The organism is Pseudoalteromonas sp. SIMBA_162, from assembly GCF_046535955.1.
Taxonomy (GTDB): domain Bacteria; phylum Pseudomonadota; class Gammaproteobacteria; order Enterobacterales; family Alteromonadaceae; genus Pseudoalteromonas; species Pseudoalteromonas marina.
Genome location: NZ_JAWJBQ010000007.1, coordinates 162,906 through 182,862, shown reverse-complemented (window position 1 = coordinate 182,862; position 19,957 = coordinate 162,906). Strand labels below are relative to the sequence as shown.

11 protein-coding genes are annotated in these 19,957 nt (G+C 38.5%); all 11 read left to right on the top strand.

The features are described 5' to 3' along the window. The first annotated feature begins 19 nt into the window (after positions 1-19). The 11 genes from R0J88_RS07645 (at position 20) to R0J88_RS07595 (ending at position 19,899) form a co-directional block, all read left to right on the top strand. Complete coding sequence (locus R0J88_RS07645) at positions 20-2,116, top strand: DUF1302 domain-containing protein (RefSeq protein WP_058428826.1); 2,097 nt, start codon at positions 20-22, stop codon at positions 2,114-2,116. 13 nt (positions 2,117-2,129) lie between these two features. Further along, entirely contained in the window at positions 2,130-3,494 is a 1,365-nt protein-coding gene (locus R0J88_RS07640) for a DUF1329 domain-containing protein (protein ID WP_410899587.1), read from the top strand. A 128-nt stretch (positions 3,495-3,622) separates the two neighbouring features. Next, positions 3,623-4,618: a WD40/YVTN/BNR-like repeat-containing protein gene (locus R0J88_RS07635; protein WP_006792814.1), complete on the top strand. Its 996-nt coding sequence runs from the start codon at positions 3,623-3,625 to the stop codon at positions 4,616-4,618. Beyond that, the gene (locus R0J88_RS07630) at positions 4,618-6,939 is read left to right on the top strand and encodes an efflux RND transporter permease subunit (RefSeq protein ID WP_410899586.1); all 2,322 of its coding nucleotides are present in this window, start codon (positions 4,618-4,620) and stop codon (positions 6,937-6,939) included. The genes R0J88_RS07635 and R0J88_RS07630 overlap by 1 nt, the downstream gene beginning before the upstream one ends. 208 nt (positions 6,940-7,147) lie before the next feature. Then, positions 7,148-11,989 (top strand): NAD-glutamate dehydrogenase, encoded by a 4,842-nt coding sequence (locus R0J88_RS07625; protein WP_410899585.1) that lies wholly within the window; start codon positions 7,148-7,150, stop codon positions 11,987-11,989. 120 nt (positions 11,990-12,109) lie between these two features. Continuing rightward, positions 12,110-13,120: a quinone-dependent dihydroorotate dehydrogenase gene (gene pyrD, locus R0J88_RS07620; protein ID WP_410899584.1), complete on the top strand. Its 1,011-nt coding sequence runs from the start codon at positions 12,110-12,112 to the stop codon at positions 13,118-13,120. 122 nt (positions 13,121-13,242) lie between these two features. Further along, positions 13,243-13,773 carry a cell division protein ZapC gene (locus tag R0J88_RS07615; protein ID WP_271481224.1) on the top strand — a complete coding sequence of 177 codons (531 nt, stop codon included), beginning with the start codon at positions 13,243-13,245 and terminating at the stop codon, positions 13,771-13,773. Positions 13,774-13,863: 90 nt separating this feature from the next. After that, the gene (gene rlmKL, locus R0J88_RS07610; RefSeq protein WP_410899583.1) at positions 13,864-15,981 is read left to right on the top strand and encodes a bifunctional 23S rRNA (guanine(2069)-N(7))-methyltransferase RlmK/23S rRNA (guanine(2445)-N(2))-methyltransferase RlmL; all 2,118 of its coding nucleotides are present in this window, start codon (positions 13,864-13,866) and stop codon (positions 15,979-15,981) included. Then, the gene (locus R0J88_RS07605) at positions 15,974-16,213 is read left to right on the top strand and encodes a glutaredoxin family protein (RefSeq protein ID WP_006792808.1); all 240 of its coding nucleotides are present in this window, start codon (positions 15,974-15,976) and stop codon (positions 16,211-16,213) included. The genes rlmKL and R0J88_RS07605 overlap by 8 nt, the downstream gene beginning before the upstream one ends. Positions 16,214-16,228: 15 nt before the next feature. Further along, complete coding sequence (locus R0J88_RS07600; protein ID WP_039037086.1) at positions 16,229-18,142, top strand: ABC transporter ATP-binding protein; 1,914 nt, start codon at positions 16,229-16,231, stop codon at positions 18,140-18,142. 11 nt (positions 18,143-18,153) lie between these two features. After that, entirely contained in the window at positions 18,154-19,899 is a 1,746-nt protein-coding gene (locus tag R0J88_RS07595; RefSeq protein ID WP_410899582.1) for a DUF3466 family protein, read from the top strand. Positions 19,900-19,957 lie beyond the last annotated feature (58 nt).

The window sequence follows — 19,957 nt, the reverse complement described above, 5'->3', positions numbered from 1 at the left end:
GCGACAGGGGGGAACCACAATGATAAGAAGATCGCTTTTTGTTAAAAACAAAATCGCTATAGGTTTAGCAGCCGCTAGTTTAGCTTTAACTACAGCAAGTTCACAGGCTGTAACATTCGACGCCGGAGGGTTTGATATAACCTTCGATTCAACTTTTTCTTACGGCCAAAGTATTCGTGTAGAAGATAGAGACTTTAGCTTAATAGGTAAAAGTAATAACCCTGCTTTTGATTGGACTGGTTACAACCCAGCCTTAAATACTATTTATTCTTCACAAGATGTTTGGGCACAGCCTGGATCGTATTCAAATAATGGTGACGCAGGTAATCTTAACTTTGACAGCGGTGATTCATTTTCCAAACTGTTAAAGGGAACACATGACCTTTCAATAAACAAAGATAACTACGGTCTATTTACTCGTTTTATGTACTTTTATGACTTTGCTTTGATGGATGGTGACTTTGCCTATGCAAACCCTACATCAGGTCAAAGCGTAGACCCTTGTGATGATGAAGATACAAAAGAACAAAGCTGTGCAGATATTCGCTTATTAGATGCGTTTGTGTGGGCTGACTTTGATTTAAACGACGGCAAAAACCCACTTTCAGTTCGTCTTGGTCAACAAGTTGTTAACTGGGGTGAAAGCACGCTTATATCTCATGGTATAAATGTTAACCCTGTAGATATCGATAGATTGAAAGCGCCAGGCGCAGAGCTTAAAGAAGCATTTATTCCTGTTGGTATGCTTTGGGCATCATTGGGTATTACTGATAACATCACCCTAGAAGGTTTTTATCAGTACCAATGGCATGAGACTCGCTTGCCAGCTGCAGGTACTTATTTTTCTACCAATGACTTTGCAGCAGAAAATGGTTACCAACAAAACGTTCAGCTAGGCTTTACGTCTAACCCTGATATAGATGTTGCATTTTTAACTGAAAGTTTAAATAACTTAACTGCAACCTATGCTCAAGTAGCTGCGGCTCAGGGTATTGACCCTACAAGTGCAGAAGGCCAAGCTCTACTAGCTAATATGTACCTAGCGCACCCAACCAAGGTTGCACTTAAAGGTAAAGGTAGTAACGGTAAAACTGAACCAGATGATGGTGGTCAATATGGTTTACGATTAGGCATATTTTTACCCGAGTGGAATGACACTGAAATTGCGCTTTACCACGTAAATTACCACAGCCGTCGTCCTCTTATTTCAGGGCGTGTATCTAATTTTTCTCAAGCTGCCATTGCACAAGATTTAGCAATGCTTTCTACAACAGAAATCACTGATGATAATGTTGCTGACTTAGTTGCATTTTCTAAAGCTGAGAATGAATACCCTGAAGATATAAAACTTTATGGTGTGAGCTTTAATACGACTATTGGCGAGACTGCGTTTGCAGGTGAATTTGCTTTTAGACAAGACGAGCCTCTGCAAATTGATGATGTAGAATTACTTTACACAGCAATGCCTGAACAGCTAGCTGTTGCTGGTATTCGTCCTGATTTTGCCGGTATTTCGCAAATGAGTATTGGTGATGCAATCAGTTCTGTAGGTCCAGGAGAAGTTGCAAAAGGTTATATTGAACGTGATACCTCACAAATTCAGTTTACTGCAACGCATTTATTTGGCCCGTCATTAGGAGCGGACAGTTGGGCTGTGGTAGGTGAAGTGGGCGCCGTTAAAATTCACGATATGCCAGATTACGATGAAATGCGTTTAAATGTGTCAGGTACTGGTCGAAGTGGTGTTATCACTGGCCCAGGTACAACAGATTACTCAACGTTGCATTTAGGTCTTTCAAATGGTCCTGAAGAAAAGTCGTTTGCAACGGGTTCATCGTGGGGTTACCGACTAATTGCTAAGGGTGACTATTTTAACCTTTACAACGGTATTAACTTTTCACCTCGCTTTGTATTTTCACATGACGTAAATGGTAACACACCTGATCCGATGTTCTTGTTCATTGAAGATCGTAAGTCATTAGGTGCTACTATGAACTTTAACTACCAAAATGCGTGGTCACTTGACGTGAGCTACAACTCATTTTGGGGCGGTGGTGGTGTAAACACCTTCTCAGACCGCGATTACGTTTCTTTCAATTTAAAATATTCTATTTAGGGGTAACATTATTATGCTTAAAAAACCTACCCTCATTGCAGCAGCTTTTGCTAGCTTGTTTGCAAGTAATGCTACTTTAGCAAAACTATCAGCTGAAGAAGTAGCGCGTTTAGGTCAAGATTTAACGCCAATGGGTGCCGAAAAAGCAGGTAACGCTGACGGCTCAATTCCAGCATGGAACAATGGTATTACTGCAGCTCCTGCAGGATACGAAGTTGGCATGCATCACCTAGACCCTTTTTCAAGTGATAAAGTGCTTTTCACTATTGATAAATCAAACATCGATAAATATAAAGCTAACTTGAGCCCAGGCCAAATTGCTTTGTTTGAAGCGTATCCAGACACATTCAAAATGCCAGTGTATGAGACACGCCGTTCGGCCTCATATCCTCAGTTTGTTTATGATGCAACCAAAGAGTTTTCGCCTACTGCCGAATTGATTGAAGGCGGAAACGGAATTAAAAATACGGCTATTGGTATACCATTCCCTATCCCTAAAACAGGTTTAGAAGCAATCTGGAACCATTTATTACGTTTTAGAGGTGAGTCAATCGAACGTTTTGGTGGACAAGCTGCACCTACAGCATCAGGTTCTTACAACTATGTTGGTTTTGATGAACAGCTACTTGTTAAATATTCTGATCCAAGTGCTACACCTGCCGAGCTGCAAGACTCAAACATATTGTTTAAGTTTAAACAGAGTGTTACTCAACCGGCACGACTTGCGGGTACTGCATTACTAGTACATGAAACAATGGACCAAATATTAACGCCACGCCAAGCATGGACATATAATTCTGGTCAGCGTCGTGTTCGCCGTGCACCAAACGTTGCTTATGACGCACCGGGTACTGCAGCAGATAGCTTACGTACTACTGATGACTTTGATATGTTCAATGGCTCACCAAACCGTTACAACTGGACGCTTAAAGGTAAGCAAGAGCTTTATGTTCCATATAATAGCTACAAGCTTCACAGTGACAAGCTAGAGTATGATGACATTTTAAAGCCTGGCCACATCAATCCTGAGCATACTCGTTATGAAAAGCACCGTGTTTGGGTAGTAGAGGCTAACCTTAAAGATGATACGCGTCACATTTATAAAAAACGTGTGTTTTATATAGATGAAGATAGCTGGCAAGTAACGGTAACAGACATTTACGATAACCGTGATCAGCTTTACCGTGTAGCAATGGCTTACGGTCTTAACTACTACGAAGTACCCACTCAGTGGAGTACGTTAGAAGTTTATCATGATTTGAATTCACGTCGTTATTTAGCAATTGGTTTAGATAACCAAGAAAAAATGTACGATTTTTCAAAATCATTTAATGATAATGAATTTACATCTAGCGCCTTACGTCGCGCAGGTAGATAAATTAAAACTAGGCACCTAATTTTAAGTTAGGTGCCTTTTTCCTTTCTCATCGCGTTTGTCTTTCAACGCAAAAACTTTCCTCGTTTACAAAGACAAACACTCCTTTCAGTTCAAGGCGATTAAAATTTATGAAGTATTTGGTATGTGCCAGCCTGATTATAAGCGGTGCGAGTTTTGCTCAAGATACACCAAAAAACGCAATTAGTGCGCCTAATGCACAAAAAACACTATTAACTGACATTATCAATACAGGCAATGAATTAGTTGCTGTAGGTAAACATGGCACAGTTATAAAAAGTACAAATGGTGAAATGTGGCAACAAGCAGAATTAGTGCCTACGCAAGTGTTATTAACCGCTGTTGATTTTAGTGATGAAAACAACGGTTGGGCATGTGGGCACGATGCCACAATTATTAATACTGTTGATGGTGGTAATAATTGGCAATTACAACAGGCTAAGCCTTCTTTAGATAAGCCGTGTTTAGATATATTATTTAAAGATAAATTAGAAGGCTTTGCCGTGGGTGCGTATGGCATGTTTTACCATACTACTGATGGTGGTAAACAATGGGAAAAACGATTTTTAGATTCTCTATTGTTCAGTGAAGACAGAGATTATTTAAACGACTTAAAAGACAATGATCCTGAAGGATACGAGGCCGAAACAGCATCAATCCTGCCACATTTTAATCGAATTGAACAAACTTCTGAAGGCTTAATGCTTGTTGGTGAGATGGGCTTACTAGCGAGAAGCACAGATAACGGTAAAACTTGGCTGCGTCTTGAAGAAATATACCCAGGTTCTTTCTTCGCTTTTAATTCAGATAATTCTCAAGAAGTAGTCGCAGGGCTTAGAGGTAATGTATTCAGCAAGCAGCGTGATGAAGAAGAGTGGCTTCACCTTGAAAGTACTAAAGCTGCTACTGTAAACAGCATTATTAATTACAATAACAAACAGTGGTTAATGCTAGCAAATAGCGGGGTGATTTTTCACTTACAGGATGGTTTATTAACTCATGAGCAACTTGCTGATGGTAAAGCGATACTTGATGGTGTGATTAAAAATAATAAATTGGTAATGGCTACTGAAGATGGCATTAAAGTGAAGGAGTTGACCCCTTAATGCATACTATTTTAGATTTTATAGAAAAAGCGATTTTTAGACATCGCTTAGTTGTGCTTATAAGTTTTGCAATTATTACTTGTTTGCTTATTTTCAAAGCCACGCACATTCAACTAGATGCTTCGTTTAACAAAAATATCCCTTTAAATCACGAATACATGAAAGTGTATACCAAGCATGAAAAGCAGTTTGGTGGTGCGAATAGTATTTTAATTTCAGTGTGTGATGACAGTGGTAACATATTCAATCCAGAATTTTTTACTCAGTTAAAAGCTGTTCATGATCAGCTTTATTTTATACCCGGTGTAAACAGACCGCTCGTAAACTCTATATTTGCTCCTAGCGCCCGATTTGTCGAAGTGGTTGAGGATGGTTTTGCCGGTGGCCCAATTATTCCTGCAAACTTTAAGGCAAACGAACGTGGCTTAGCCGTTGTTAAAGAAAATATAGAAAAAGCAAAAGTTGTTGGTCGTATGATTGCAAGCGACTATTCGTGTGCAATGGTAACAGCGCAATTATTAGAAACTGACCCACAAACGCAAGAAAAGTTAGACACGTTAGCCTTTGCAGAAAAGCTCGAATCAGAGTTAAGAGAGCCTCTGAGTACCGATAAAGTGAGTATTCATATTATCGGTTTTGCAAAGATGGCTGGTGATATTGCAGAAGGGGCTAAAGGCGTTGTGTTATTTTTTGCAATTGCCATAGCCTTCACATTTATTATGGTTTGGCTGTTCTGTGGAAGCTTAAAGCTTACAATCTTACCCATTGCATGCTCGATCATTGCGGTTGCATGGCAGTTAGGGTTGCTTTCAAGCCTTGGCTTTGGACTTGATCCAATGTCGATATTAGTTCCATTTTTAGTATTTGCTATTGGTGTGAGCCATGGCGTACAAATGATAAACGCGATAGGTAAAAAAGTAAGCGAAGGGAAAAGTACGCGAGTTTGCTGTCAATCAAGTTTTAGAGCGCTTTTAATTCCAGGTGGTATTGCTCTTTTATCAGACACTGTTGGCTTTTTAACTTTGTTGACGATTGATATAGGTATTATCCGTGAGCTTGCAATTACTGCTAGCTTAGGTGTTGCGGTTATTATATTTACTAACTTAATTTTATTGCCTGTTTGGGCTTCATACATGCAATTTGAAAATAGCATTCATATTCAATCAGGTGACGCTAACAAGCCAAATATGCTTGATAAAATTAGGGATTTTTTGGTAAAAGCAACCGATCCTAAAGCAGCTAAAATCATTATTGGCTTTACGCTTGTTTTATTTGCTTTGGGTTACTGGCAAGCTGATAAAATGCGGATAGGTGATTTGCATGCAGGTGCTCCGTCACTTCATCAAGATGCTCGCTATAATCAGGATACTTTTTTAATATCGGACAGGTACACTATTTCATCAGATATTTTAAAAGTGATAGTTGAAGCTTACCCAGCAGCATGTACAGAATATGATGTAATGGAGCGCATTAGCCGTTTTCAATACAAAGTTGAAAATGTTGCAGGTGTTCAATCTGCAGTTAGTTTAAGTTCGGTTGCTCAGTCTGTTAATGCGGGTTACAACGAAGGTAATTTAAAATGGCAGAGCTTGCCGCGTAATTCGGCTTCATTAGTGCAGTCAACTGCACGTGTTGAAACAAGCACGGGTTTACTGAACGGTGATTGTTCTGTGATGCCTGTCATTATCTTTTTAGATGATCATAAAGCGCAGACTATCGACCGCGTTATTGCAAGCGTAAAACAGTTTGCAAATGAAGAAGGGACAGAAAAGCTTGCCTTTAAATTAGCGTCTGGTCCTGTCGGCGTAATGGCCGCTACAAACGAGTCAGTGTCCGAGGCCCAAATACCAATGATGTTATATGTATACGGTGCCGTTATTGCATTATGCTTACTGAGTTTTAGAAGCGTAAAAGCGACTATTGCTGTGGTGTTACCGCTTTATATAGTATCAACGCTTGCGCAAGCGTTAATGGTACAGCTAGAAATTGGCCTAACAGTATCAACCCTACCAGTTATTGCCCTAGGTGTAGGTATTGGTGTGGATTACGGTATTTATATACTTTCGTCGATGATGGGGCAGCTTAAACAAAATGTACCATTGTCGATTGCTTATCGTAATGCACTCATTGAACGCGGTAGTGCGGTACTATTTACCGGTATTACTCTTGCCATTGGTGTAAGCACATGGATTTTTTCTGATTTGAAATTCCAAGTTGATATGGGGATACTTCTTACCTTCATGTTTTTAGTGAATATGTTAGGTGCAGTGCTGTTATTACCTGCAATTGGAAGTCTTCTGTGGACCGACCAGAAAAAATAATGTGAATAATATTGCTCCTAAATGGCCACTATTGGCCATTTATATCTATAATTTGTGAATAGATGACCAAATAGCTGAAAAGCTTGAAATGTTTTCATCGAAAAAGCTGTTTATTAGCTGTAAAAGGGTTAGAATTTATCTGACTCCACACTAATAAATGGCTGTACAAATTCCTGCTCTTGAGCAGTAATAGATTAAGGAACATACAATGACACGAAATGAAGGCCAAGCCTCGGTTATCCTAGATAATGTCTGTAAGCTTATCCAGAAAAAAGTTCACGCTGATAATGTGTTACTCGTTGAGAAATTCGCCAAAGCCTTGTACAGTAATATGTCTAAAGAGGATTTGGCAAATCGAAACGACAGTGACTTATACGGTGCTGCACTCAGCCTTTGGAATTCGCTAGAAAAAAATACTACTGACGACGCCGTTATTCGCGTTTTCAACCCCGAAGTGGCAAAAGATGGCTGGCAGTCATCACATACCATCGTAGAAATTATTGCTAAAGATATGCCGTTTTTAGTTGATTCTGTTCGTATGGCCATGACTCGTGAAAATATCGCCTCTCACTTATTACTTCATAGCCCACTTAAAATTCAACGCGACGACAACGCTAAAATCTCTGGTTTATCTAATTTAAAAGCAGAGCAAGAATCTACATCTACAAAAACAGTTTTTTTCATAGAAATTGACCGCCAAACAGATTCGTCTGCCATTGAGTCTTTCAAAAAAGAATTAGAATCCGTACTTGTTGATGTGTCTGTAGCTGTTGAAGATTGGCAGCCAATAAGAAAAAAATTAATTGAAGTAAGTAAAGAGCTACCCAAGCGCCGCCACGGTAAAAATAAAAGTGAAGTGGCAGAAACCGTTGAATTTTTAGATTGGCTAGTTAGCGATAATTTCACCCTTATGGGCTATCGTGAATACGAGTTAAGTCCTGTTCAGGGGGACTATCAGCTTAAAGGTAAAATGGATACAAGTTTAGGGTTGTTAAAAAACTCTACTGAAGAGCATACTCGCTTGCTTTCTGAGTTACCTGAGGTGGCTCGCCAGGAAGCACGCAGCAGTAATTTATTGATCCTAACTAAAACTAATTCACAGTCTCGTGTTCATCGTCCCGCTTATATCGATTATGTTGGTGTAAAACGTTTTGATGATGAAGGGAATGTTATTGGTGAAGACCGTTTTATTGGTTTATTTTCATCTAATTTTTATAATAATAGTGCTGCTGATGTTCCTGTTTTAAAAAGCAAAATTACTCGCATAATGGATATGTGTGATTTTGCAAAAGGCACACACGCTTACAAAGCGGTATTAAATATTTTAGAAACTTACCCGCGTGATGAGTTAGTACAAGCACGCGAAAATGAGTTACTTGAAGTTGCAACCGGTGTATTACAAGTGCAAGAGCGTGATATGTGTCGCTTATTTGTGCGAAAAGATGCCTATGGTCGTTTTTTCTCTTGTATGGTTTATGTTCCTCGCGAGCGCTACAACACAGCCCTGCGCAGGGAAACTCAAGATATTTTAGGCAATGCATTTAATTCTGACGAAAAAGTCGAATTTACCACTTACTTCTCCGAGTCAACACTAGCACGTACTCATTACACTGTTCGTGTGACTGACAACAATATCGAATTTAATGTGAAAGACATCGAAAATAATTTAATAGAAGCTGCACGTACTTGGGAAGACAAACTACAATCTGCGCTTTTAGAGTCTGCAGGTGAAGCGCGTGGAAATGATTTAAACCGTAAATATTGTAACGCGTTTGCCCGTTCATACAAAGATGAAGTGCTACCGAGTGCCGCAGTAGTAGATATTGAAAAACTAGAGCTATTAAGTGAAGAAAATAAACTTGAGATGCTTTTTTATCGCCCTCAAGAAGAGGCGAATACTAATATTGTGCGCTTGAGCTTATTTCATAAAGATGAGCCAATTCATTTATCAGATGTAATGCCAATGCTAGAAAACTTTGGTTTACGTGTAATAGGTGAAACACCTTACTCGGTTAAAACTAGTGATGGCCGAATTAACTGGATTATGGATTTCTCTATGCTGATTGACAGTAAAGGGATGGATGATTTTGATAAGGTGTCTGCTCGTTTTCGTGCGGCTTTAACCAATGTATGGAATAACCGTTTAGAAAATGACGGTTTTAACCGTTTAGTGCTAATGGGCGGCTTAACGGGTCGTGAAGCCTCTATTTTGCGTGCTTATGCTAAATACATGCGCCAAATTGGTGTTACTTTTTCTCAAACATATATTGAAAGTACGTTTGCTAACTACCCACATATTGCGTCTCAAATCGTTAACTTATTTGCTAAACGTTTTTCTGTTAAGAGCCCTGCGAGTTCTAAAACACTGGACAAGTTAATAGCACAAATTTACCTTGAGCTTGAAAATGTAGCCAATCTAGATGATGACCGCATTATACGTTTATACGTAGATATGATTGTGGCTACGCTGCGCACTAACTACTATCAAAAAGACGCTCAGAACCAGTTTAAATCTTACGTATCATTTAAAATACAACCTAGTTTGATTCCTGACGTACCGTTACCGCTACCTGCTTTTGAAATATTTGTTTATTCGCCTCGTGTTGAAGGCGTACATTTACGCTTTGGTAAGGTAGCTCGCGGTGGACTACGTTGGTCAGACCGTCGTGAAGATTTTCGAACAGAAGTTTTGGGCTTAGTTAAAGCGCAACAAGTTAAAAACACTGTAATTGTACCTGTTGGCTCTAAAGGTGGATTTGTATGTAAGCAGCTACCATCAGAGCGCGATGCTTTTATTAAAGAAGGCCAAGAGTGTTATAAAATCTTCATTAGAGGTTTATTAGATATCACTGACAATATTGCACGTGGTGAAATAGTGCCAGCAAGTAATGTTGTTCGTCATGATGAAGATGATGCGTATTTAGTAGTGGCTGCTGATAAAGGAACAGCAACGTTTTCTGATATAGCTAACGGTATTGCAAATGAGTACAACTTTTGGCTTGGTGATGCCTTTGCATCGGGTGGTTCTGTAGGTTACGACCATAAAAAAATGGGCATAACCGCTAAAGGTGCATGGGAGTCTGTTAAGCGTCACTTCCGTGAGATGGATATTGACTGTCAAACTACTGATTTTACAGTAGTTGCAATTGGAGATATGGCTGGAGACGTATTTGGTAATGGCATGTTGCTGTCTAAGCACATTCGTTTACAAGTTGCATTTAACCATATGCATATATTTGTAGACCCTAATCCTGATGCCTCAAAATCGTATGTAGAGCGTGAACGTTTATTTAATATGCCTCGTTCTTCGTGGGAAGACTACAACAAAGACCTTATTTCAGCCGGCGGTGGTATTTTCTCTCGTGCTGCAAAATCGATTACCCTTAGCCCAGAAATGAAAAAAATGCTGGGTACAAAAAAAGCAAGCATGACACCTAACGAGTTAATGAAAGCATCATTAATGATGGAGTTTGATTTGCTCTGGAATGGTGGTATTGGTACATACATCAAGCACACAAAAGAGACCGATGCTGACGTTGGCGACCGTGCAAACGACGCGCTACGTATAAATGGTAAAGAACTGGGTGCTAAAGTGCTAGGTGAGGGTGGTAACTTAGGTGCTACGCAACTTGGACGCATAGAATTTGCTGAACAAGGCGGACGCGTAAATACTGACTTTATTGATAACGTTGGCGGCGTTGCTTGTTCAGATAATGAAGTAAACATTAAAATTTTACTTAATGGGTTAGTTGCTGAAGGTGACTTAACGCTTAAACAACGTGATGAACTGCTTTATTCTATGACTGATGAAGTGTCAGAGCTGGTATTGAAAGACTGTTATCGTCAAACACATACAATTTCAATCACGCAATCTCGTGGTACATCGACACTTAAGGAAAAAATTCGCTTTATTCATGCCCTTGAGAAAGATGGCAAATTAGACCGTGCTATAGAGTTTATTCCAAGTGATGAAGAGTTAGCAGAGCGAGCAGCATCAGGCAAAGATCTAACGCGTCCTGAGTTATCAGTATTGGTTTCATACGCTAAAATGGTGTTAAAAGATTCGCTTGTAACGGATGAAATTACAGAAAACCCGTATTATCGCCAATTACTTGTTAAATCATTCCCACGCCCACTTCGTGAGAAATTTAATGATGCCATGAATAATCACCCACTTCGTAAAGAAATTATAGCGACCAAACTTGCTAATAATATTGTTAATGACATGGGCTTAAATTTCATGGTTCGCATGCACGAAGAAACAGGTGCTAGCGAATCTGAAATTGCAATGTGTTACTCAATTGCCAGTGAAATTTTTGAAATGCGTGATACGTGGTCATCAATCAGCGCTTTAGATAATAAAATTCCAGCGGCTGTACAAACAGAAATGCTTTATCAGCTTCGTAGAACTGTTCGCAGAGCAACTCGTTGGTTCTTGCGTCATCGCAATAAATCACAAACGATTGAGCAAGGTATTGAGTACTTCTCACCAACATTTAGTGATTTGAGCGATAACTTGAACACTTATATTGTTGAAAAGGAAAGTGCTCGCATAGATGAAGCTGCAACTAAGTTAACAGATAGTGGAGTACCATTAGATATAGCTAAGCGCATCGTTTCATTATCTAGCTTGTTCTCGGTGATGGACTTAGCAGAAATTGCTAATAATTCGCGTAGAGGCATTGCTATGGTGTCTAATACTTACTTTAAGCTAGGTGCAAGAATGGGCTTACATTGGTTCTTAGATCAAATAACTAACCAACCTGTTGCTAACCATTGGCAAGCGTTGGCCCGTTCATCTTATCGTGAAGAGTTAGATTGGCAGCAACGAACATTGGCTCAGGTTGTTTTAAATAGCTTTGAAGCAGATGAAAAAGACGTTGATTACCAAATTGATGAGTGGATGGATAACCAGGAATTATTACTTACTCGTTGGAAGCAAATGCTGGCTGAATTTAAAACGTCGCAAAGTCATGATTTTGCCAAGTTCTCAGTGGCATTGCGTGAACTAATGCTATTGAGTCACAATTGTGATACACCAGCAAAATAAAATAATTTTGCGCATTATTATTTATTAACTAAGTAATAAGCTAATTATTAAAAATGTTATATAATACCTCAGCCTTGTCTGAGGTATTTTTTTGTCTGTAATTTAAAGAGGAATATATTCATGTTTTACGATTTAGCTCGCCGTTTTATGTTTACCCGTGATGCGGAGTGGGCACATGAATTTGCTCTTAATAATTTAAGCCGCTTTGCTAATACGCCTTTGAGTGCCGCATGGTCGCAATCTGTAGCAAATAAGCCCGTTAACTTTTTAGGTCTTGAATTTAAAAATCCGGTTGGCTTAGCTGCAGGTTTAGATAAAAATGCAGAGTGCATAGATGCATTTAGCCAAATGGGTTTTGGTTTTATAGAGGTGGGTACTGTTACACCTCGCCCGCAAGCAGGTAACGATAAACCCCGTATATTTAGATTGCCAGAATCAAACGCTATTATTAATCGTATGGGCTTTAATAATAAAGGTGTTGATAATTTAATTAGTAATGTAAAAGCAGCAAAGTACAACGGCATATTAGGTATTAATATAGGTAAAAATAAAGATACCCCTAATGAGCAAGGTAAAGACGATTACATACATTGTATGAGAAAAGTTTTTGAGCATGCCTCTTATATTACTGTGAATATTTCTTCACCAAACACACCCGGCCTGAGAGATTTACAATACGGTGCTGCACTTGATGATTTATTGCAAAGTCTTAAAAATGAGCAGCTAGATTTAATTTCAAAACATAATAAGCAAGTTCCGATGCTTGTTAAAATTGCCCCGGATCTTGATCCTATTCAAATCGAACAGGTAAGTGAATCACTGCTAAACAATAAAATTGACGGGGTAATTGCAACTAATACAACACTAGAACGAAGTGATGTGATCGGTCAGCAGTATGCTGAGGAAGCCGGTGGTTTATCAGGACACCCTGTAAGAGCACGTTCTACAGAAGTAGTTAGTGAATTAAAACGATTAACAAAAGGCCAGTTACCTATTATTGGTGTTGGCGGAATTGATGATGCTAATTCAGCTAAAGAGAAGCTTAATGCGGGTGCTAGTTTAGTCCAAGTTTATACAGGTTTTATTTATAAAGGCCCTGAATTGGTAAAATCGATCGTAAACGGCTTATAAGGATCAGTTATCTAAGCTTTTGATCGTTCGATAAATGTTCTAAGCATTTATGTATAAAATGGTCAAAAGCAGTTATACTTTGAACTGATACTGTTTTTAATAAAGCCCACAAGGAGGAGCAAATGTTACAAGCATCAAAGCAATGGCAGTGGATTGCTTGTCCTAATAAAAATCGTTTATTACTTGATTTGAACGATGAAATGCAGCTTTGCACACCTTATAAAATAAGGCAGCTAACAGATTTAGTTATCAAAAACCCTAACTTTAGCTTAGAAGATGCTGCATTTTACGAACAAGTTTATAATTATCTGGACGGGTTTGAAATCTGGTCTGGTGCACAAATATGTCAAATAGCGTTAAATGCTACAGCGGTTAAGTTTCATTTAAAACCTGTGCTAGCAAAAAGCTGGTTTTTTAATGAATATACCGGCAGCCAACCAAGTGTTGAAGCAGTCGTTAAATTAGTTTCTAAGGCGCAAACGGGCGACTTTTTGATTGTTGATCACTGTCATGATGCCTCGGTTTGCTTAAATTTAAGCGAGAATTTTCAATTAGACGAAAATTTATCTCTTGCTCAATTTGAAGCTATCAAAATTCTAAATAATCGCGTTCATCCTATCTTAACTCAGCAACTTAAATTTAAAACTGCCTAAGTAATTTACGCTATTAAGCATGTGTTATGGCGTGTTTGTCCCTCAACCTATGGTATAATCCTGCGCAATTAGCTATTAAGGGTTACTACTTTGCAATTTATCGCACTTACTTCTATTGGAATCGAAAATTTATTGGTTGATGAGTTAACAGAACTTGGTGTTGCTGTGTCTAAGCAAACTGTTGGTTCTGTTCGTTTTGAGGCTGACTCATTACTGGCGCAAAAGGTTTGTTTATCAAGCCGTTTTGCAACGCGTGTGCTTATGCTTATCGAAGAAAAAGAAGGCGTTAATGATAAAGATAGCTTGTATAAATTTGCTCGTTTTCAACCTTGGCAAGAATGGTTTGGCCCAACGCAAACATTTGCTGTAGATTTTAACGGTACTAATGATTCGTTAAAGAATACACAGTTTTCTGGTTTAGTAATTAAAGATGCAATTGTTGACTACTTTAATGATTTGTATGAGCAACGCCCTAATGTTGATAAACAGGATGCCAATGTTCGTGTTGTTGCACGTTTAAATCGCCACGGTGTTTCTCTATACATTGACTACTCAGGACCAAGACTATCTGAACGTGGCTACAGACAGGGACAAGGTAAAGCGCCAATAAAAGAGCATTTAGCGGCTGCAATTATTAAACGCAGCGGATGGCTAGATAACGTTAAACAACCTCTGTTTGACCCTTGTTGTGGTGCGGGTACTATTTTAATAGAAGCCGCAGGTATGGCACGTAATGAAGCGCCAGGTTTGTTTCGTGAAGGTTTTGCTTTTGAACGTTTACCTAGTTTTAGAGTGGCAAAATTTAAAGCTTTAAAAGAAGAACTACTTGCAAATATAACCGACCCGAAACTTTGGCTAATAGGCCACGACTACGATGCTCAGGTATTAAGTAAAGCCATTGATAATGCAAAGCGTGCCGAGCTTGATGACATAATTAAATTTAAGCAAAGCGACGCAACCAAGTTAACCGCAGTAGCTAAATTACCAGGTGTGGTTATTTCAAATTTGCCTTATGGTGAACGTATTGGCTCTATGGCTGAGTTAGTTGATTTACACCGTAATTTAGGTGTTGGCTTTAAAAAGCATTTTAACCATTGGAAACTGGCGTTATTGGGCATGGATGAGAGTTTATTTAAACTTTTAAAGCTTGTTAAATTAAAACGTTATAAATTTAAAAATGGTCCATTAGATGTAGAGCTTAACTTATATCAACTAGATGACAAGCAAGTTAGTTTGACGACTGATGACAAAAAAGCCCTTAATTATGAAGGTTCAATGTCTTTTGCTAACCGTCTTAAAAAAAATAAACAAGGCCTTAAAAATTGGTTAAAGCAAAACAAAGTCGACGCGTATCGCGTTTATGATGCTGATATTCCAGAATACAATGTAGCGGTTGATGTATATAACGACAGCGCTGTAATTTTTGAGTACGCTGCACCGAAAGAAATAGATGAAAAAGTATCTGATAAGCGCCTTCAGGACGTCATTAGCTTAACAGCGCAACAACTAAACATAGCACCTGAAAACATAGCCGTAAAAGTTCGCAAAAAGCAAAAAGGTGAAGAGCAATACACCCCTATGGCTAAGCAAAATAGAACGATGGTTGTTGAAGAGTTTGGTGCTAAATTTAAGGTTAATTTATTTGATTATCTAGACACGGGGTTATTTTTAGATCATCGTTTAGTCCGTCGCTTCATTCAAGAAAATGCCAAGGACAAACGTTTTTTAAATTTATTTGCCTACACAGGAAGTGCATCAGTTCATGCAGCCATTGGTGGGGCAAAGGCTATAACCACAGTTGATTTATCGAAAACCTATTTAAAATGGGGCCAAGATAATTTTGATTTAAATAATATTAGCAACACGCGTTACCGTTTTGAGCAAGCAGATTGCCTTAAATGGCTAGAGCATGCGACTGCGCAATATGATTTAATCTTTCTTGACCCTCCAACATTTTCAAATTCAAAGCGAATGAAAGATGCGTTTGATGTGCAGAGCGATCACATTAAGTTACTTACTTGGGTTAAAAAAATTCTTAGCCCGTCTGGAACATTGATTTTTTCTAACAACAAACGTGGCTTTGTTATGGATGAAGTTGGATTGATTGGTTTAGGTTTAAAAGCCGTTAATATTTCTGAGAAAACACTCTCACCAGACTTTAAGCGTAATAAAAAAATTCATAACAGCTGGTTAATTACCCATGGCTAAGTGGACTTTATACCATACGGAAGGGTGTCATTTATGTGAACAAGCCCACGCATTAATAACACCGTTATTAATGAGCGAGGGCAGTTTATTGTTAACAGACATAATGACTGACAAACAGCTTATTGCGCAATATCAGGTAAGTATTCCTGTTTTAAAAAATGAACATGGCCAACAATTGTTTTGGCCTTTTACTGCAGAACAAGTGCAAATATTTTTAGCACTGGCAGATTAAGAGCATTGTAGAATTATGGATTTAATAAGAATTTCGAAAGCACAGCTTGCCTTTGGTACACATGCGTTACTTAACAACGCAGATGCTGTTATTGAAAGTGGTGAGCGAGTTTGTATTGTGGGGCGTAACGGCGCAGGTAAATCAACGCTGTTAAAAGTATTAGACGGCCAAGTAATATTGGATGATGGTGAAATAAACCAGCTCGGTGGTTTAAAGATCTCTCGTCTTGAACAAGATCCACCTAAAGGGGCCAGCGGTACCGTATTTGATTATGTTGCACAAGGCATGCCAGAAATTGCCAATTTACTTATCGATTATCACCATGTGAGTAATGAACTGCAAACTGAATGTACCGATCAATTATTAAATAAACTTGAGCGCTTATCTAATAAGCTAGAGGCCGCTGATGGCTGGCGCTTCGATAGCCGTATTCAATTAGTATTAACTAAGCTTGAGCTTTCACCTGATGCGAAACTTGAATCGCTTTCAGGTGGATGGTTACGTAAGGTTGCACTGGCACGTGCATTAGTTAGTGAGCCAGACTTGTTGCTATTAGATGAACCAACAAACCACTTAGATATGACAAGTGTAATGTGGTTAGAGCAGTTCTTAAAAGACTTTAAAGGTGGGATTGTATTTATATCTCACGATCGTGCGTTTATTCGTGCAATTGCTACACGTATTTTGGATTTAGACCGCGGCAAACTTATTTCATATCCAGGTGACTACGCCACTTATCTAGAACAAAAAGCGCATGACTTAAAAGTAGAAGAAAGTCAAAATGCACTCTTTGATAAACGATTAGCTGAAGAAGAAGCGTGGATCCGTCAGGGCGTAAAAGCCCGGAGAACTCGTAATGAAGGCCGTGTTCGTGAATTAAAACAATTACGTAATGAGCGCAAGCAACGAGTTGATCAAGTTGGTAAAACAGATTTCAATATTGAAACCGCAGACCGCTCAGGTAAATTAGTTTTTGAAGCTAAGCATTTATCTCATGCTTTTAAAGAGAAAACGATTGTAAGCGATTTTTCTACTTTAGTTATGCGTGGCGACCGTATCGGTTTAGTCGGTCCTAATGGTGTGGGTAAAACAACACTATTAAAACTAATGTTTGGTGACTTAGCACCTGACAGCGGTGAAACTAAGCAGGGTGTTAACCTAGAATTTGCTTATTTTGATCAATACCGTGAAAAGTTAGACGAAGAAGCAACAGTACAAGACAATGTTGCAGAAGGTAAGCAAGAAGTCATGATGGGGGGGCGCTCTCGTCATGTATTAGGTTATTTACAAGACTTTTTGTTTCCACCTGCGCGCGCTAGAACACCCGTTAAGGCCTTATCTGGCGGCGAAAAAAACCGATTATTACTTGCTAAGCTATTTTTAAAACCATCGAATATCCTGGTATTGGATGAGCCAACCAATGATTTAGACATTGAAACACTTGAGCTGTTAGAAGACATTATTAATCAGTATCAAGGTACAGTGATTATTGTAAGCCATGACCGTGAATTTATCGATAATACATGCTCTAGTGTATGGGCATTTGAAGGTAACGGAAAAGTGACAGATATAGTCGGCGGTTATAGTGACTATGAAGCTTATGTAAGTTATTTAGCAGAACAAGAAAAACAAGCTGTTCAACCAGCTGCAAAAAAAGTAGAAAAGCAACCGACCCCTGCTGCAAAGCCAGCCGCTAAAACGAATAAGCTTTCTTACAAATTAAAACTTGAATTAGAGCAGTTGCCTAATAAAATGGAGCAACTTGAAGCTGACGTAGAAGCCCAGCAAAATGTGGTAGGCGATCCTGACTTTTTTAAACAAGACAGTGACATAACAACCAAAGCATTGAACCATTTAGCACAACTTGAGTCTGACCTTGAAGCCGCTTTTGAGCGATGGGAAGAACTTGAAGAATTACAGAATCAGTAGTAAGGACTAAAATGAAATATAAATTACTCGCTGCCAGTATCCTAGCGACATTGAGTACATCAGCTATTAGTGCAACATATCAATTAAGTGAATTAGGCACACTCGATAATGCAAAATTTTCTTACGTTACTGATGCAAGTGAAAGCGGGCACATAATTGGTTTAGCAAATGGATTATATAACTTACCCATAGATACCAGTTATATTGATTTTACTGATAGCTTAATTGAAAGCGCCTACGATAATGAAGTTAGATCTTTTGAATTAAGTGATAAGGTTATAACTTTTACTCTTGATGATATCGAGAATAATGATGCAGCTTTGACTAATCCTGATGCGCATAACTTTATGGTTAGATTTTTATCAGGTTTATCGACTAATTTTGAATATCAAAAACTAAATTCGTTTACCGGTATTAGATTTAACGAAAATGAAGTTGTTGAACAGTCTCTTTTTGATGTTTCTTCAGTAGACTATGATGGTTTAACTCGTTCTACTTTTAACGTTTACAACGCCGTGAGCGAAGACGGAGTCTCAGTTGGTTGGGGGAGTGCACCCTATGACAAAGTTTCTTTCACACCAGAGGATGAAGATGAGGCTGAAACTTGGTTTACTCATGACTTTATCGAACGAGGAATTGTAATAGGTGCTGATGGCACAGAAGTACCTCTTGTTCCTGAGTTCAATGAATACGGGGGTACAAGCCGTGCCAATGATATTGTTAAAACTAATAATGGTTATATTGTTGTAGGTAATGTGTCAACGGATATTAACTTTGAAAGATTAGAAGATATTGATGAAAATTGCGATGGCGAAGATGAACCCGTTTCTTCTTGTATTAATCTATTAAATAGCAATTTTCTTGGCGGAATTTTTAACAAGCGAGCTGTCAAGTGGCAGTTGGATGACTCCCTTAATATTACTTCTGTAGAAGAACTTGGGTTAGCTTTAACTCCAGATGAAGATGAAGTGGAAGAAGACACATTTACCAGTACTGCTTTTGCAGTAAATGCAAATGGTGTTGCAGTAGGCTCATCACATACACGTTATAAAAATAATGATAATACATTTGTTACAATGCCTGTGTACTTCAAAGATGGCGAAGTTGTTACTTATATTGACCAAGAAAATGACTCTAATCAGACAGGGATTTCTTCAGCAATAAATGATGAAAATATTATTGCTGGTTATGTAACTCGAATAGTTGAAAACACTCGGGTAAGAAAATTCTTTTATCATGATATCGCTACTGGTAACACTGTTTACCCTACAAACTTCTTTTTAGCAGCAAACTCGACTGCTAACGATATCAATAATCAAGGTTATATTGTTGGTGAGAGTGAATTAGGTGGATCGGACAGTTCACGAGATAAAGCCGCATTTATTTATAAAATTGGTGAAGATAAAATAACTAACATCAATGACTTTTTACCATGTTATGAATCAGATGGTGAAACTGATTACCCATACACAGTTGTTGAAGCTAATGTTATTAATGAGAATAACGAAGTGTTTGGTGTAGCCACCAAAACAGTAGAAAAGCGTGACACACTTGGTGGTGTAGTGACCGATATTAACGGTAATATTGAATTTGAAACCGTCGCTGTTGCAGTTAAATTAACTCCTCTGGATAATGGTGAAATTGAAGATTGCGCACCGCCAGAGGCCGAATTTTTTGAAAGAAGTTCAGCCAGTACCTCTTGGTTAGCGTTATTTTTACTACCATTAATTGGTATTCGACGCGTATTTCGTTTTTAATTATTTTTGAATAAAAAACCCAGCTTTCTAGCTGGGTTTTTTTTCGTCTATACTATTC

Coding starts and splice junctions, on each gene's coding strand:
- R0J88_RS07645 (WP_058428826.1), top strand. CDS start 20: ATGATAAGAAGATCGCTTTTTGTTAAAAACAAAATCGCTATAGGTTTA.
- R0J88_RS07640 (WP_410899587.1), top strand. CDS start 2,130: ATGCTTAAAAAACCTACCCTCATTGCAGCAGCTTTTGCTAGCTTGTTT.
- R0J88_RS07635 (WP_006792814.1), top strand. CDS start 3,623: ATGAAGTATTTGGTATGTGCCAGCCTGATTATAAGCGGTGCGAGTTTT.
- R0J88_RS07630 (WP_410899586.1), top strand. CDS start 4,618: ATGCATACTATTTTAGATTTTATAGAAAAAGCGATTTTTAGACATCGC.
- R0J88_RS07625 (WP_410899585.1), top strand. CDS start 7,148: ATGACACGAAATGAAGGCCAAGCCTCGGTTATCCTAGATAATGTCTGT.
- pyrD (WP_410899584.1), top strand. CDS start 12,110: ATGTTTTACGATTTAGCTCGCCGTTTTATGTTTACCCGTGATGCGGAG.
- R0J88_RS07615 (WP_271481224.1), top strand. CDS start 13,243: ATGTTACAAGCATCAAAGCAATGGCAGTGGATTGCTTGTCCTAATAAA.
- R0J88_RS07605 (WP_006792808.1), top strand. CDS start 15,974: ATGGCTAAGTGGACTTTATACCATACGGAAGGGTGTCATTTATGTGAA.
- R0J88_RS07600 (WP_039037086.1), top strand. CDS start 16,229: ATGGATTTAATAAGAATTTCGAAAGCACAGCTTGCCTTTGGTACACAT.
- R0J88_RS07595 (WP_410899582.1), top strand. CDS start 18,154: ATGAAATATAAATTACTCGCTGCCAGTATCCTAGCGACATTGAGTACA.